Consider the following 14,450-nt stretch of genomic DNA (forward strand, 5'->3'; position numbering starts at 1 on the left):
AGTACGCAATCGGATCCACCAGTTCGTCAGGTTCACTCCAGGTCCCGCGGCAGCCCCTCGCCTGTTGTCAAGTGCATCCACGAGGCTCACGCTCAAGGAGCAAGATTTCCTCACCCAACCGGCACCCGAATCGCCTGGCTGCACCGGGAATTCGTGACCTGACGGGACGATGGACGCCCTTATCATGCGGCGCGCGCCCAGGGAATCCACTACTCGCACAGCACCTCCGTGCCATGCCGAGCACCGGACTGGCAAACGCGGCCATTGACACCGGACGCGACCGCCTCGACGCAACTCATCGCGCTGGACATCACCACCGCGCCAGCGCTCCGACCCTCGCCACTTACGCCACCGTCACGTACGCACCCCACGTCACCCGACGCCACCACCCACCCGATAGCAACGCTCTTTGCCTAACGTAACCACTCACTTCTTACCCCCTGAAATCCTTTACCTACCTACCGATTACCCCCGACACGCAGACTCTCTTACTCACCTGCTCCCCTCGCACAGATCACCAAGTACACATTGATGTGTGTACTTGGTGATCTGTGCGAGGGGAGCGACCATCACCGCAGGTCGGCCTGCGTGTCGGGGGGTGCGAAACCTGGGTCAAACTAGGTCACCGATCTGTCCACGTTTCGCACACGTTTTTCCGCGATGTAGCGAGAGAATCACGGGTTTCACACCTCACGAGGCCAACTTGCGCACACCTTTCGACACGGTTCGGCACCTCGGATCAGCTTGATCAACAACAGTTTCCGGCGCTCGTGCCACCGTGGCCGCCCCCGGCGAGTCGCCCGGTCTCGGGTGCCCGTTACGTCCGGGATGGGGTGGGGGCGCGTGATTTTAACGGTGCCGCCGCCCTGTCAAGCCTGGATTCCCATGCGACGGCCCGGCGCTCACGGTGACCGTTCGGCGATCGGGAATCCAGGCTTGACACGACGGAACCGCGGCACCGAGCCGGGCAGTGGTGCCGGGCAGGCGGGGCCTGCCCGCCTGGTCCACGCGCCCCCACCACATCCCTCCGTAAACATCCTGCAATGCCTGCGGGTTCAGGTGGTCATCGCAACGCCCCATCGAGTGCTTCTGATGGTGTGCGGAATCTGAGGGTCTGCCGAGGGCGCCCGTTGAGCTCGTCAGCGATCGCAATCAGATCGACTTGGCTGTCGGTGCGCAAATCCAGGTGACGGGGAAGGTATTGGCAGAGAAGACTATTCGGCGGCGGCCCATCCCCGCGGGTGCGGGGCCGACACGAAAGTGTACTGGCGGAAGGGCGGGCCTTCCGGACCATCCCCGCGGGTGCGGGGCCGACCGGACCGAGCACAAGCTGCGGTGAACCATGCGGGGACCATCCCCGCGGGTGCGGGGCCGACCCGGATCGTGGTCACCGGCGCGTCGTAGATGCCGGACCATCCCCGCGGGTGCGGGGCCGACTGGGTGGGCGAGGCCGAGGAGATGCGGTTCCGCGGACCATCCCCGCGGGTGCAGGGCCGACAGCCGAGGTCAGAAATCGCGCACGCCGGAGAACGGACCATCCCCGCGGGTGCAGGGCCGACCAGGTCGAACGTGCCGTGCATGGCCTCGTTCAAGGACCATCCCCGCGGGTGCGGGGCCGACTTGGCGGGATCGTTGGCCCAGGACTCCGCGTCCGGACCATCCCCGCGGGTGCGGGGCCGACGGCCTCTCCAGCATCGGCGGAATCTGGGACCCCGGACCATCCCCGCGGGTGCGGGGCCGACGACCGCGACGGGAGGCCAGTGATTCTGCCTCATGGACCATCCCCGCGGGTGCGGGGCCGACCTTTGCCGTTCATGGTGACTCTTGAAATGAGGGGGACCATCCCCGCGGGTACGGGGCCGACATGTGCTTCTCGATCAGGTCGGCGTACTCGCGCGGACCATCCCCGCGGGTGCGGGGCCGACGTCCTTGGCCCAATCCTGTTCTGTCACAACGGAGGACCATCCCCGCGGGTGCGGGGCCGACGGCAGATCGACCGGCCGGAACGTGCTGCCGGAGGGACCATCCCCGCGGGTGCGGGGCCGACCCGACCAGCACGGTATCGGGCATGTATCCCTGCGGACCATCCCCGCGGGTGCGGGGCCGACGCATCCACAGCGTTGTTGCTGCCCTGCGACTTCGGACCATCCCCGCGGGTGCGGGGCCGACGCCGGACAACAAGTTCTTGATGAATGCCTTCCAGGACCATCCCCGCGGGTGCGGGGCCGACCCCATGAGCCGACGCCACGCATCCCGCGCCGTCGGACCATCCCCGCGGGTGCGGGGCCGACTGAGCGACAGTGTGCAGGTCGGCGCTATCCGACGGACCATCCCCGCGGGTGCGGGGCCGACCAGCTGGTAGAAGCCGCGGTTGCCGCCTTCGGGCGGACCATCCCCGCGGGTGCGGGGCCGACATCGGGCCGCCGTCAGCGTGCCCGGTCAGCTTCGGACCATCCCCGCGGGTGCGGGGCCGACGCCGGGTGCCGACACGCCCGCACTTCTCGCAGGGGACCATCCCCGCGGGTGCGGGGCCGACGGTCTCCCGGCGGGCAAGGGCCGGCATGTGCCGGGACCATCCCCGCGGGTGCGGGGCCGACGAAAATGTGGCTCCTGCAAATGATCCTGGCCGAGGACCATCCCCGCGGGTGCGGGGCCGACTGGGCTTCGGCCACCGCGTTGAGGGCGTCACGCGGACCATCCCCGCGGGTGCGGGGCCGACCCACGAAACCACTCTCCGCACACCGCTGGCCGAGGACCATCCCCGCGGGTGCGGGGCCGACGCGTTCTCCACCCAGGCCGCCTACGCAACTCCGGGACCATCCCCGCGGGTGCGGGGCCGACCCGAAATGGGTGAGGGTGCAGCCTGCCACCCAGGGACCATCCCCGCGGGTGCGGGGCCGACCGGTAATAGGCACGGTCATCCTTGGACATGTTAGGACCATCCCCGCGGGTGCGGGGCCGACGCGTACTTGAACAGCGCAGACTGCCACTCGCCCGGACCATCCCCGCGGGTGCGGGGCCGACATCCTCAAGATTTTTCGCGTTTCCGCAGGACACGGACCATCCCCGCGGGTGCGGGGCCGACTGAAATCCCTGTCAACCTCTCGGTCCTCTCGGTGGACCATCCCCGCGGGTGCGGGGCCGACCCCTCGTCGCCGTGACGCAGACCGTTGATCAACGGACCATCCCCGCGGGTGCGGGGCCGACGCCGGAGATCGCGATCCCCTGGTCGGAGACGAAGGACCATCCCCGCGGGTGCGGGGCCGACCGCGCCGGCGATCGTGGCGTACTTGGCGACCGCGGACCATCCCCGCGGGTGCGGGGCCGACCGACCTGTGAGCACGCCGACCCGCACACCGTGGGGACCATCCCCGCGGGTGCGGGGCCGACTGGTACAACCAGGAGTCCAGTGCGCCAGCGCATGGACCATCCCCGCGGGTGCGGGGCCGACACCACCGAACGCCGGTGGCGGCCCTACGTCCAAGGACCATCCCCGCGGGTGCGGGGCCGACGTGTTGAGCGTGCCGCCGGAGGACTGCAACGACGGACCATCCCCGCGGGTGCGGGGCCGACCGTCTACGGGCCGAAAGCGTCCGGGGCGTGGGGGGACCATCCCCGCGGGTGCGGGGCCGACTGCGGAGGTGAGAGCGTCGATGGCCGTGGTGCAGGACCATCCCCGCGGGTGCGGGGCCGACCCCCGGGGCGGCAGCGGGTTTCACTCGTGGCAGGGACCATCCCCGCGGGTGCGGGGCCGACTCGGCCCGGGTCCGCAGTCCGCGGATCTCGTCCGGACCATCCCCGCGGGTGCGGGGCCGACACTGGACGGTGACGTTCGGCGAAACCGCCTGACGGACCATCCCCGCGGGTGCGGGGCCGACACGATGCTGGCGTCGACAGCGGCGTCACCGGTCGGACCATCCCCGCGGGTGCGGGGCCGACGAGACCGTCGCGGGCGCCCCGATCGGGTTGCCGGGACCATCCCCGCGGGTGCGGGGCCGACAGGATGACCGCAAGCGATCTTGTATCCGGAGGAGGACCATCCCCGCGGGTGCGGGGCCGACGTCATCCACATTCCGGAGCCCGAGGCTCGGGATGGACCATCCCCGCGGGTGCGGGGCCGACTTCTCGACCATGTCTGACGGCATGCATCGGCTGGGACCATCCCCGCGGGTGCGGGGCCGACTCCTCGCAGATCGTGCATCGCTCGTTCATCGGGGGACCATCCCCGCGGGTGCGGGGCCGACGAGTTGGACACCACGCTGACCCGCCAGCATCGGGGACCATCCCCGCGGGTGCGGGGCCGACCCGCCACTGACGTCGCCGCCAGAGGTGAAGATCGGACCATCCCCGCGGGTGCGGGGCCGACGCCCATGGACATGCTCAGTACGCGGCCGATCGCGGACCATCCCCGCGGGTGCGGGGCCGACGACGCCAGGAGCGCGCGGCCGGACTCGAGATCCGGACCATCCCCGCGGGTGCGGGGCCGACACTGTCTGTCGAGGATTCGATCGAGAGTTTCCAGGACCATCCCCGCGGGTGCGGGGCCGACGGCGTGAACGCCTGGCTGCCCGCCGCGATCAGCGGACCATCCCCGCGGGTGCGGGGCCGACATGTTGATCTCGGCGGCCTCGCGCAGGTCATTCGGACCATCCCCGCGGGTGCGGGGCCGACCAGCCGAAGCTCAGCAGCGCGCGATCCAAGAACGGACCATCCCCGCGGGTGCGGGGCCGACTCTGCCCGTCCAGACCGGGCCGGGCACCGTCGAGGACCATCCCCGCGGGTGCGGGGCCGACGCTTGTTGACCTGCTGGTTTTCTGGCGTGGAACAACGTTTTCATTGACTTCAATTCGACCGCGCATCAGCGTGTGGCAACGATTGGACCGTTCCACCACGTGCGCCATGTTGGAAGTAGCTACTGTTGTCGCCGTCTCGCGGAGAGGATGAGGCCATCGAAATCGACTGGGTGCCAACGATCTCTACCTGCGGTGCGAACTGTCCAGCCTTGTTCGTTCTTCGCAGGTTCAATCATGACCGCCTGGCCGTCGTTGACTCGGTCAGCAAGCAACTGCCACAACCGATCACGGACGCGGCGGCTCGGCTTGCCGACAAGCACCCCGGCATCGACTTCGATCATCCACCGGGTGAGATGGCCACGCAGTCCGGGCGCTACAGCGATCAAGACGATGACTGTCACGGGTTCACCACTCGATCGGTGTGTCGAGCTCAGGTCCGATGACTGTCACATGCTGATCACCGAAGCCAGGTTGCACGAGGTCGGCTTCTCGGCCGGCCCAGTCCGTACCTCCGTCGACGACACCGATGCGTTCATCCCATAGTTGAGGCGCTTCGATATCGTTTTCTGTCACATCGACTTTCAACAGTGATCGCACATCGTCGACGATCTGTGCCAGAAGCCGTCGCTCGGCGATGAGGTCACGAAGACCCAGGCGTGCGTCACGCTCGTCGGTGAGCCCGTCGGCAGTCAGGTCGAAGGCCAGCGGGATGCTGTATTCGGCCTTGTAGAGGTCCGCGATGTCGAGAACGAACGATAACGCGGAGCCGGTATGCACGAATCCAAGGCCCGGGCTCGCGCCGAGTCCGGTGATCACGGCATGGCAGATCCCGTACAGGGCGGCGTTGGCTGCCGAAAGCACCCGGTTGAGGTCGTCACCGGCAGCGTGAGCATCGCCGGCGACGTATTTTCGACCGTTCCATTCGACGCCGGTGCGCGCAGCGTGATCACGGTAGATCCGCCGTATCCGGGTACCTTCCCGGCCGCGTAGTTGCTGCATGGTCAGCTCGCCGACATCCTCGCCGGGAAACCGCATCCCATACATCGCGCGAGCAACCTTGATCCGTTCCTTCGGGCGGGTCACCAGATATGCCTGCTGGGTGAGCAACCCTGCCCCGCGGGAAGACCCGATTCCTGCCGCATACATGCGAACACCCTGCTGGCCGATCCAGCAGACCGTGGTGCCGGAATCGGCGAGCAAAGCGACTGCGGCATGGGTGATGCGGGTGCCCGGTCCCAGCAGCATCGCGGCGACCAACGCTGCTGGGATCCGAACCGTTTCCTTTTTGTTGATCACCACGACCGCGTTTTCGTCTCGGTCGATGTGGGAGCGCTCCACGTACACCGTGGAGATTCGGTCCTGCAGGCGGTGCAGATCGTGTGGGTGGGCTTTCCACCAGATGTCGGCCATCTCAGGCGATAGGCAACGCGGCCAGGGTCAACAGCCCGCACCCGTAGGCTTTCGACGGCCCGATCCCGGCCAGCAGGATCTCGGTGAAGCGTTGGGCGTCGGTGATCTCGAGTCGTCCTTCGAAGGTGGCGGTGTGGATCACAACCGGGTGTTTGTTGCTGCGTGTGGTGCCGTGTCCGAAGCTCAGTCGCTGCCGGTTCCGGATCAGTACCTGCGAGGCGATGTTGTCATCGAGTTCGATACCGGGCAGTTGAGGTTCGATATCGGTGGCAGGGATCCGGAATCCCCAGCTGGGTGTGCGTTCGGTGAACCAATTCAGCTGGGCGGCTGCGGTGCGGTGTCCCAGGCGTAGCGAGCGAGGTCGGCCTGTGGCTTGGGCAGCGTCGAGGCGCTCCTGTGCTCGGTTTTTCTGGGCTTGGGTGAGTTTGGTTGGTGTTTTGGTGTTTTGGACGGGGCTGGCGGTGACACGGAAGGCGTAGCTGTCACCGGTGCGCAGTTTGTCCAGCAATGGCCGGTAGTCGGCGATGTGGGCGTGTTCGCCCTCGGCGCCGGGCCAACCTGCAGTTTCGATCAGGTGGGTCCAGTCGGGTTTGGTGTGGGTCAGGACATACAGCCATGGGCGGTGCGGGTTGTCGGCATCGAGGCGCCACAGGATCCGCTCACCGGTCGCGTCGCCGGGAATACCGTGCATCACGATGCTGTGCATGGCGCGCGCGTTGCCCAGCAGTTTGCGGCTCTGCGACCGCAGCGGGTTGATGCGGATTCGAGACAGGTAGGTCATGGTCGCTCTTTCACCAGTCCAGGAGGGAGAACGGGTCGTGCCCGACAACAGCGCCACTGTCGGCGGCGGGGTCGGGATCGGTGATGCCGCTGGGAATACGCACAGTGGTATGGCGGACGCGGCGATGACGAAATTGCCTGTCGCGCAGCCCGAACGAGACGGGGACGTCGTTGCGGACCTCCCCGCCGGTCGGGTCGTCGATGGTGACGGGCAGATCGACGCTGGCGGGTCTGGTATTGCGCAGATGGTTGGCGCGGCCGCGGTCACTGGCCTGCCACTCGTGCGTGGACAGGGCCTGCAGGAGATCGGTGGTGTGGTGGCCGAGCAGGATCGGCTGGGTGGGTGGGCAGCTGCGTCGGCCCAGCGCGAGTGGAAACGCTGGTCGCCGTACTGCGGCGGCGAGATCAGCGACAAGGTCCGTCTTGCCTGCGAGCCCTACAACGAATATGGCGTCCTGCAGGTAGTAGCGGTGGGTGACGTGAGTGTATTTCGCAGGGCCCGTTGGTTTCTGAACGCCTTTGGCGTTCACACCGGTCTGCTTGAGCGGGACACCGCGATAGTCGGACACGGTGTGGAAGTCGCGCAGCAACGTGCCAGGCTGGTCGGTGCGCACCCCCATCGAGAGGTCGGTCAAGTCGGTCAGATCAGCTCCGCGTTCCAGGCCCAGGGCGGCTGCGAGCAAACCGACGACGCCGGATTTCGTGGGCTCAGGCCGGGTTTCGCGGCGGTTGAACCTGCTGTTGTCGCCCCAGGATTGCAGTGGTCCGGCCAACCGCAGCAGCAGCACCGCGGCATCGGTGGGAGCGGCCATCAGGCGAGGTATCCCTGCAGCTGATCGCGCAGCCCTCGGCGAAGTGCGGGGAAGGTGACCGAGGTGCCAAAGGCTTCGGCGAGTTCAGCGGCGAGTTTGGGGCCGGTTTCGGTGTCAGTGTCGAAAGCGTGGGCAAAGGCGGTGTAAGCGGGTTTGTCACCCCACAACTCGACGCTGCGCTGCTGCTCGGCGGCCAGTGCCCGGGCCGAGCGTTCAGCGATACCGCCTTGCGATGCGGTGATCGGCTTCTCGAACGCCGAGACCAGGTTGACCGGTTGGTCCTCTCGCACCACGACCGCGACCAGTGAAGGCAAAGTGCGATGGGCGAAGGAGTTGCCGTAGCCGGTGGGCATCGATCGAGCAAAGGAGTCGACAAAGATATCGACCGCATCGAGCACGGCGTCGGTCTCGCCGAGGTTGTCGTGCAGCTGGTTGAGCCCGATCGTGGCGTACCGGTAGAGGGTGGCGGAGTTGAACCCAATCGAGCCGATCATGCCCGCGCCGGGGTCGTCGTCTTCGTTGGTGTCGTCTACCGCGGTGAAGTAGTCGAACTCGGCTTCGGTGGCGTGGGTGGACAGTGCATGTGCAACCTGAACGGCGGCATCGACATTCAACGCGGGAATGTCGGCGACCATCCGGCCGAACAGAGCGACGTCGAGCGGATGGTTCTCACGGAACTGCTCGGCGACCGGCAGCGTCTTCATCTCCTCGGCCAGCGCCGCGTCATCGAGTACGACCAGTTCGGCGGCACGGTCGGCGACCAGGTCGACCACGGCGTCGAGCTGACCGTTGCCGACGAACAGCAGATACGCTGTCGCGCCAGCCTTCTTGCCCGCAGAGATACCCACGGGGGCGAGCAGCGCAGACCCGATCCGTGCGGCCTGATCGGGATCGATTTCTGTGCGGGCTCGCAGTCGCTTGGCCAGCTCGCTCGCCACACGCCGGGTGCGAGTGCCCAGGTCCTCGGTGGGTACCTTTCCGGCGAAATACATCCGTGTGGCGCGCTTCCACGCTTGTGAGGACACTCGGGATCGGCGCGCCCCACCGTAGATGGCTTCTTTCGGGTTGCCCTGATCGTCACGGTTCAGGTTGGCTGGCGGGACGGTCTGCAGAATGTGCAGGTCGATACGAACATTCGTCGTCATAACTAGAGTCCTTGTCCGAATATATGTGCGGTACAGGGTATTTGGGGATCAGCTGTCGCCGAGTTCGGTGGGTTTTTCCCATCGCTGGTAGCCCTGGGCCCAGCCTTTGCGGACGCTCTGACGTCCTGCGGGCCAGTGCCAGCGTTCGATCTCGTTGACCAGCCGGTTGTAGTCCAACGGCTGGTCGATACCACGCAATTGGATCACCAGTCCGCGTAGCCGGTAGGTCATTGTCGCCACCGAGGTCGACGTGACCAGCGCTTCCACACGCCGATCCACTGCCTCGCCGCTGCTCTTGTCATGCCGGCGCAAGGTACGCAGCGCCGCACCGAGCCCAGCGTCATGCTGGTGCATCAAGGTCCGTTGGGACTGCTGATGGACTCCGAACAGGGTCAGCGCTGCATGCTCCGCCTCCTGGCGGGTGCTGGCCACGCCTAGCCGTTCCAGATCGCTGTCGGGTTGGGTGATGACCGAGTAGAACTGCCACATCTTCGGCACCGTCAACGCATCACGGCCCAGCCCCGATCGCAGCGCGGCCAAGTCCTCCCCAGGCGGCAGGATCTTGGTCCATTCGCCGGTGTCCTTGTCGATGTACTTGTTCCAATACCGTTGGGCCATAGAGCTATTCCTCATCATCGGGGCGTACTCGCTCGGCGGCAGCCCTACTCAGGATCTTGTTCACCGTGCTACGGAAGGAATTTGCTGCCAACCCGAGGCTGTAGCGCTGCTCCTTGGATCCCGACTTCACCGTCCGGCCTATGAATGCCGCCGAGGGGAGCGCGAACAACGGCTCGGCGCAACGGAAAACCGCGTCGTAGGCCATCAGCTCCCAGGCCAGCTGCCCGCGCGAGAGCTTGTCTTCGTCACCGGAGTCAGCCGACACACCGGCCAGCAGACGACGCACCACCGGATCCAGCGTGACCAGCAGTTGTTCGCCCGGTCGCTGGCCTTTGTCCCATGGGATCGGGTCGGTGCCCACCGCGCGGCGCAGATCCGCCGAGAGCCGGTTGATCGCGTTCACCAGCCGTTCCGCTTGATCGGCAGCCTCCACAACCGCCTCATACGCCCGCCCGCTACCGCGTAGTGCCGCGACCGGCAGGGAGATGGTGTCGTGGACCAGATCCTCGATGACAGCGGACTGATTGCCGTAGACGATGCCGAAGGTCTCGACCAGCAGCGGATAGCCCTCTTCGATCGCGCCCGCGCCTTCGAGTTCGGCGAGCTGATCGAGCAACTCGCTGGTCTGCACTGAATCGCTAGTCGCCGATTCCAGCGCCAACAGCGCATCCAGTCCACGCCATGCCGCCTTGCCTGCCACATGCCGTAACGGCCGCAACGGCGTCGCTGGGGATCCCTTAGCCGGCTTATCCTTTCGCCACGCAGTGTGTGTCTCCCAATCGGGAACACCGGCGGCGAAGCGGTCCCCGGCCGCGACGATCACCCGCTCGACTACGGCCTCACCATCGACATGTTCGACGAAGAGCCGGATCCGCCGCGACTGCCACGTCCACAGATCCAACACACCGTCGGGGGAACGCACCTCCCACTGCGGGCCGAGAGGATCACGCGCCCACTGCGGGACGCCGAGACGTTTCGCTACACCGATCGGGGTGTTCAACAGGAGGGTTTCATACAGGGTGCGACCGATCGGCATCACCACACCCAACTGACCGAGCGGCCCGGTGGGATTGCCAGATGTTTTGCCGCCCTTTGCTTTCGGATCGCCGACCACTCCGGTCTTGATCGCTGCGGGATCCCAGCAGTGGGCATGCAGCATCCACCGCACCGCAACGTCCAAAGGCAACCGCAACCGATCCGCTTCGGTCCTGACGGCGAACAACGGGACATTGTTGCCCGACGGCGCGGTCGCCACCAGCAACGCCGCTCCCTTGGTATCCCCCTTCTCCGTCCTCAGATCGGCCACCTGCCCAAAAGGGCGCACCGTATCGAGAACATCGAACCGATCGGCATACTCGGCCAGATACTGCTCGATATGCCCCCGCTCTTCCGAGTTGAACCGACCGCGCTCGAATTGGTGTCCCCACTTCTCCGGAGTGGTCGGTGACCCTAACGCGTGCACCGTGATCGGTAGCAGAAGCTGCCGCAACAACGCCGGCAACATCGTCGGCACTTCGACCTCGACGCCCACGATCCGGTGGCTGTTCGCCAGCATGTCCGCCACCGGCAACATGGCGACCGAGCCATCGTCGAACCTACAGGGCGCCAATGGAACTGATCTGATCAAATCACCTGAATTCACATCCCACCCCTCGCTTGAAATGATTAGCGTCTAGAGCGTTTGCCACGGTAGTGCAAGGAAGATCGAGCCATGTGCGAGACTGATAAGGAACCCGCCGGTATGTTTTGCGGTGGGTATGGTCCGGACTAACGTCTGGCATCGAAGTCGGCCCCGCATCTGCGGGGGACCTGGCAGCCCAACCATTTGCGCCACCAGGTCATTCGAAAACCAGCCCCTGCGCGGCGTCATAACGGACCCGATACTCGCCTACCACCGTGCGACCGTCGCCGTCGATGACAAGGGCGTGGCTGTAGCGCAGCCACGGATGGTCACGCCATCCGTCCAGCGGCCGTAGCGTGGCCAGGACCGCGGCCCGTAGCTTTCTGGGAAGTCGCAGGGTGCCGCCGAGGACGTCGTCGAGTACCTCGTCGGCGACTTCGCCGTTGGGCCCCAGCCGGTGTCCGTTCTCGGCGCGGTACCCGAGTTCGTCGGCGCGGACGAGGATCACTTCGATCCCTTCTTCGCCGTCGCGTACCCGCACATCGCTGTCGGAGACGTATTCGCCTGAGCCGCGATGCAATCCGGCCAGCGTCAGGTTCTCGTGGTCCCCGAACCGGGTGAGCACGAACCGCGCAGCGGTGTCGGCACGTTGGCGTTGAGCATCCGACCATTCCTGCCATGCCTCGGCCACCGCGACGGTCCAACCCTCTGGACTGGGAGCTTGCGGGTCATAGGCGGTCTCCACGAGTTCGGGAACCTGGGCCGGGATGCTCCACTGCGCGCCGGATGCCTGCAGGACTGCGGCGGCGCTGCGCAGCAGCGCGTAACGGCCGTAGATCGCTTCGCTGGCGGTGTCGAAGCTCGGCACAGCATTCGCGACGGAGGTGAACCCGGTGACCACCACGGTCGGCTCCCGCACCGCGGGCGGGCGCCGCACGCCGTCGTGACGGTGCATGCGACCGATCCGCTGCAACAGCAGGTCCATCGGAGCGAGATCGGTGACCAGCAGGTCGGCGTCGACATCGAAGGATTGCTCCGCGATCTGCGTCGCCACCAGGATCGTCAGCGGCCGCTGCGTGCCATCCTTCCTTGGCCCCAACAACTTTAAGCAACTCTCGGTGACTTCAGCACGTTGACGCACACACATCTGGGCGTGCAGCAGATGGACCGCCGCACCGAAGATCGCATGGAGTTCTCGATACGTTTGTTGCGCCCGGGCCACGGTGTTACGGATCACCAGCACACACCCGCCTTCCGTAAGCCGGTCGGTCAACAGATCGCAGATCGAATCCCCTTCGGGCAGCACCTGTACCTGAACCTGCAGCGGCTCGCTGCGCCATGGTGGCGCAGCAACCTGCTCGATCACTGGTTCACCGGCATCGTCTGCCCAAGCCGTGGTCACCCGCGGGTACCCGGATTCCTCGATCATCGGCGGCAGGTCGAGCTCTTCTCGGTTGCGAGCTCCAGCCAGGTAGGCACCTAGCAGTTGCTCACGCTGGCGTGGGGGCAAAGTCGCCGACAGCAGAATGACCGGGATACCCGCTTGTCCAAGCCACCGCAGCCCCTCGACAAGGAACGCCGACATGTACACATCGGCGGCGTGGACCTCGTCGAGGATGACAACCTTGCCCGCCAACCCGGCCATACGAAGCATCACATGCTTGGTACGTGTGGCCGCCAGCAGCAGTTGGTCGATAGTGCCGACCACGAACGGTGCGAGCAATCCCCGTTTCGGGCCGAAGAACCACTCCGCCGGCACCGTCCGCGCAGGTCGATCACAGGTGCATGGATCGAAATCCGAACTCCCATACAGATCTTCGAGCCCGAACTCGTCCTCGCCCACCGCGGCGAACTCAGTGTCGGCTTCGCGGCCGGCCTCGACCAGGCCCTGCCATTCCTTGTTGAAGCGACGCTTGCCGTGCAGCAATGCCACCCGACCCGCAGCATCCTTGTCTATCTTCGCAACCCAAGCACGCACAGCGGTGAACATCGGGTCACTCGTGGCCTGGGTCGGCATCCCCACGAACACTCCGTCGAACCCGAACCGCGCGGACAGCACCTCCGCGCACAGCAACGCCGTCTTCGTCTTCCCCTCCCCCATCGGCGCTTCTACGATCATCAATCCCGGACGCGCCATCCCAGCTGCGCATTCGATCGCCACCCGCTGCGAAGGGCGCGGCTCGACACCGAACCGCACACTGAAATCAGCAACGGAAGGCTGAACGATTCGCCCCCAGCCACCGGTCAGTCCGAGCCTGTCCCACGCGGCTCGTGCTCTCTTCCGCGCTCCCTCCGCACCGACCTCCCCCAGCTGATCCAGTCCCGGGAAGTGTTCCTCGTCGCTGGCGATCCAGTCAGCCATCACGACGAAACCGCTTAGCTGCAACTGCAGTGCGCGCGAGGGCACCGCCTTTGGTTCGACCGCCTGAAGATCCTCGTAGCCAACCGCTTTGGTGAACGCCTCGAGCAGTGCCAGCTGGGCAGCCGGCCAATCGCCACCGCCGCGCAGCCTGGACTCGGTCCGGGCCTTCGGCCGCAAATCGCCGAAGGACGGGAACCTGCCGTGGTGCCCCGCCACCAGCGGCCACACCCAGCCACGCTGCGCAGCAGACCATCCTGTCTGTTTGAGGAACTCCTCGAGTACCTTCGCACCCGCGTGTTCATGCCGCCAGCGATGGACTTTGACCACGGCCTCGTCCCACACCAGCCCGACGGCCCTGACCGCGGTGGCACCCTCGGCATCCACGCACTGAAACGCTGGAGTCGCTTTGCCCAGATCATGAACACCGCACAGCCACACGAACAACCGACGCCCAGCCTCGCTACCGCCGGCCGCCTCGGAAACCTGCCACCGAACAGACTCGGCCAGATACTCGTCCCAGATCAACGCAGCAACAGCCGCGGTGTCCAGCATGTGCGACAGCAGCAAGTTCATCGTGCCCCCCGCACGACCAGCCGACTTGCCCCACAACACCGACAGCCAAACCCTCTCCTGCTCAGACAAATACGCCCAGCAACCCACCCCGGCAGCCCCTCCAGCGGTCATAGCCGACACCATAGAGACACCCACCGACACAAAACCCAGAGCACCCACGCATGTGCGGGCCAAAGAGACAAGTCGTGGCTGGGCCACAAGAAGAAGGCCATCCCCACAGATACGGGTCGGACACCTCCGATCCTCGAACGCACTCTGTGCCGCATGCCGCGCCTACCGAATCGGCCAAGAACCGGGAGGGCAGCCCCGGGATCGGATCATCGAGCAGCAGTGCCG

8 protein-coding genes and 1 CRISPR repeat array are annotated in these 14,450 nt (G+C 66.2%); all 8 genes read right to left on the reverse strand.

All coding sequences use genetic code 11. The features are described from left to right. Positions 1 to 1,226 precede the first annotated feature (1,226 nt). A CRISPR array of direct repeats spans positions 1,227 to 4,793; the repeat unit is 28 nt; unit sequence GGACCATCCCCGCGGGTGCGGGGCCGAC. Positions 4,794 to 4,912: 119 nt separating this feature from the next. Continuing rightward, positions 4,913 to 5,194, reverse strand: coding sequence for a type I-E CRISPR-associated endoribonuclease Cas2e (gene cas2e, locus ACIRRA_RS12875; RefSeq protein ID WP_402766794.1), 282 nt, complete (start codon positions 5,192 to 5,194; stop codon positions 4,913 to 4,915). Between the two features lie 4 nt (positions 5,195 to 5,198). Continuing rightward, entirely contained in the window at positions 5,199 to 6,203 is a 1,005-nt protein-coding gene (cas1e, locus tag ACIRRA_RS12880) for a type I-E CRISPR-associated endonuclease Cas1e (protein ID WP_402766796.1), read from the reverse strand. 1 nt (position 6,204) lies between these two features. Next, positions 6,205 to 6,984 carry a type I-E CRISPR-associated protein Cas6/Cse3/CasE gene (gene cas6e, locus ACIRRA_RS12885; protein WP_402766798.1) on the reverse strand — a complete coding sequence of 260 codons (780 nt, stop codon included), beginning with the start codon at positions 6,982 to 6,984 and terminating at the stop codon, positions 6,205 to 6,207. A 10-nt stretch (positions 6,985 to 6,994) separates the two neighbouring features. Further along, positions 6,995 to 7,795: a type I-E CRISPR-associated protein Cas5/CasD gene (cas5e, locus tag ACIRRA_RS12890; RefSeq protein WP_402766800.1), complete on the reverse strand. Its 801-nt coding sequence runs from the start codon at positions 7,793 to 7,795 to the stop codon at positions 6,995 to 6,997. Beyond that, positions 7,795 to 8,940 carry a type I-E CRISPR-associated protein Cas7/Cse4/CasC gene (cas7e, locus tag ACIRRA_RS12895; protein WP_402766802.1) on the reverse strand — a complete coding sequence of 382 codons (1,146 nt, stop codon included), beginning with the start codon at positions 8,938 to 8,940 and terminating at the stop codon, positions 7,795 to 7,797. Before cas7e ends, cas5e begins: the two co-directional genes overlap by 1 nt. A gap of 48 nt (positions 8,941 to 8,988) precedes the next feature. Beyond that, positions 8,989 to 9,558 carry a type I-E CRISPR-associated protein Cse2/CasB gene (gene casB, locus ACIRRA_RS12900; RefSeq protein WP_402766804.1) on the reverse strand — a complete coding sequence of 190 codons (570 nt, stop codon included), beginning with the start codon at positions 9,556 to 9,558 and terminating at the stop codon, positions 8,989 to 8,991. Between the two features lie 4 nt (positions 9,559 to 9,562). After that, positions 9,563 to 11,200 (reverse strand): type I-E CRISPR-associated protein Cse1/CasA, encoded by a 1,638-nt coding sequence (casA, locus tag ACIRRA_RS12905; RefSeq protein WP_402766806.1) that lies wholly within the window; start codon positions 11,198 to 11,200, stop codon positions 9,563 to 9,565. 196 nt (positions 11,201 to 11,396) lie between these two features. After that, entirely contained in the window at positions 11,397 to 14,237 is a 2,841-nt protein-coding gene (gene cas3 / locus ACIRRA_RS12910) for a CRISPR-associated helicase Cas3' (RefSeq protein WP_402766808.1), read from the reverse strand. Positions 14,238 to 14,450: the final 213 nt, after the last annotated feature.

The organism is Nocardia sp. NPDC101769, from assembly GCF_044766925.1.
Classification (GTDB): domain Bacteria; phylum Actinomycetota; class Actinomycetes; order Mycobacteriales; family Mycobacteriaceae; genus Nocardia.

What these genes read in the sequence shown, in the direction of transcription:
- cas3 (WP_402766808.1), bottom strand. Translation starts at nt 14,237, where the DNA reads ATGGTGTCGGCTATGACCGCTGGAGGGGCTGCCGGGGTGGGTTGCTGG.
- cas5e (WP_402766800.1), bottom strand. Translation starts at nt 7,795, where the DNA reads ATGGCCGCTCCCACCGATGCCGCGGTGCTGCTGCTGCGGTTGGCCGGA.
- cas1e (WP_402766796.1), bottom strand. Translation starts at nt 6,203, where the DNA reads ATGGCCGACATCTGGTGGAAAGCCCACCCACACGATCTGCACCGCCTG.
- cas6e (WP_402766798.1), bottom strand. Translation starts at nt 6,984, where the DNA reads ATGACCTACCTGTCTCGAATCCGCATCAACCCGCTGCGGTCGCAGAGC.
- cas7e (WP_402766802.1), bottom strand. Translation starts at nt 8,940, where the DNA reads ATGACGACGAATGTTCGTATCGACCTGCACATTCTGCAGACCGTCCCG.
- casB (WP_402766804.1), bottom strand. Translation starts at nt 9,558, where the DNA reads ATGGCCCAACGGTATTGGAACAAGTACATCGACAAGGACACCGGCGAA.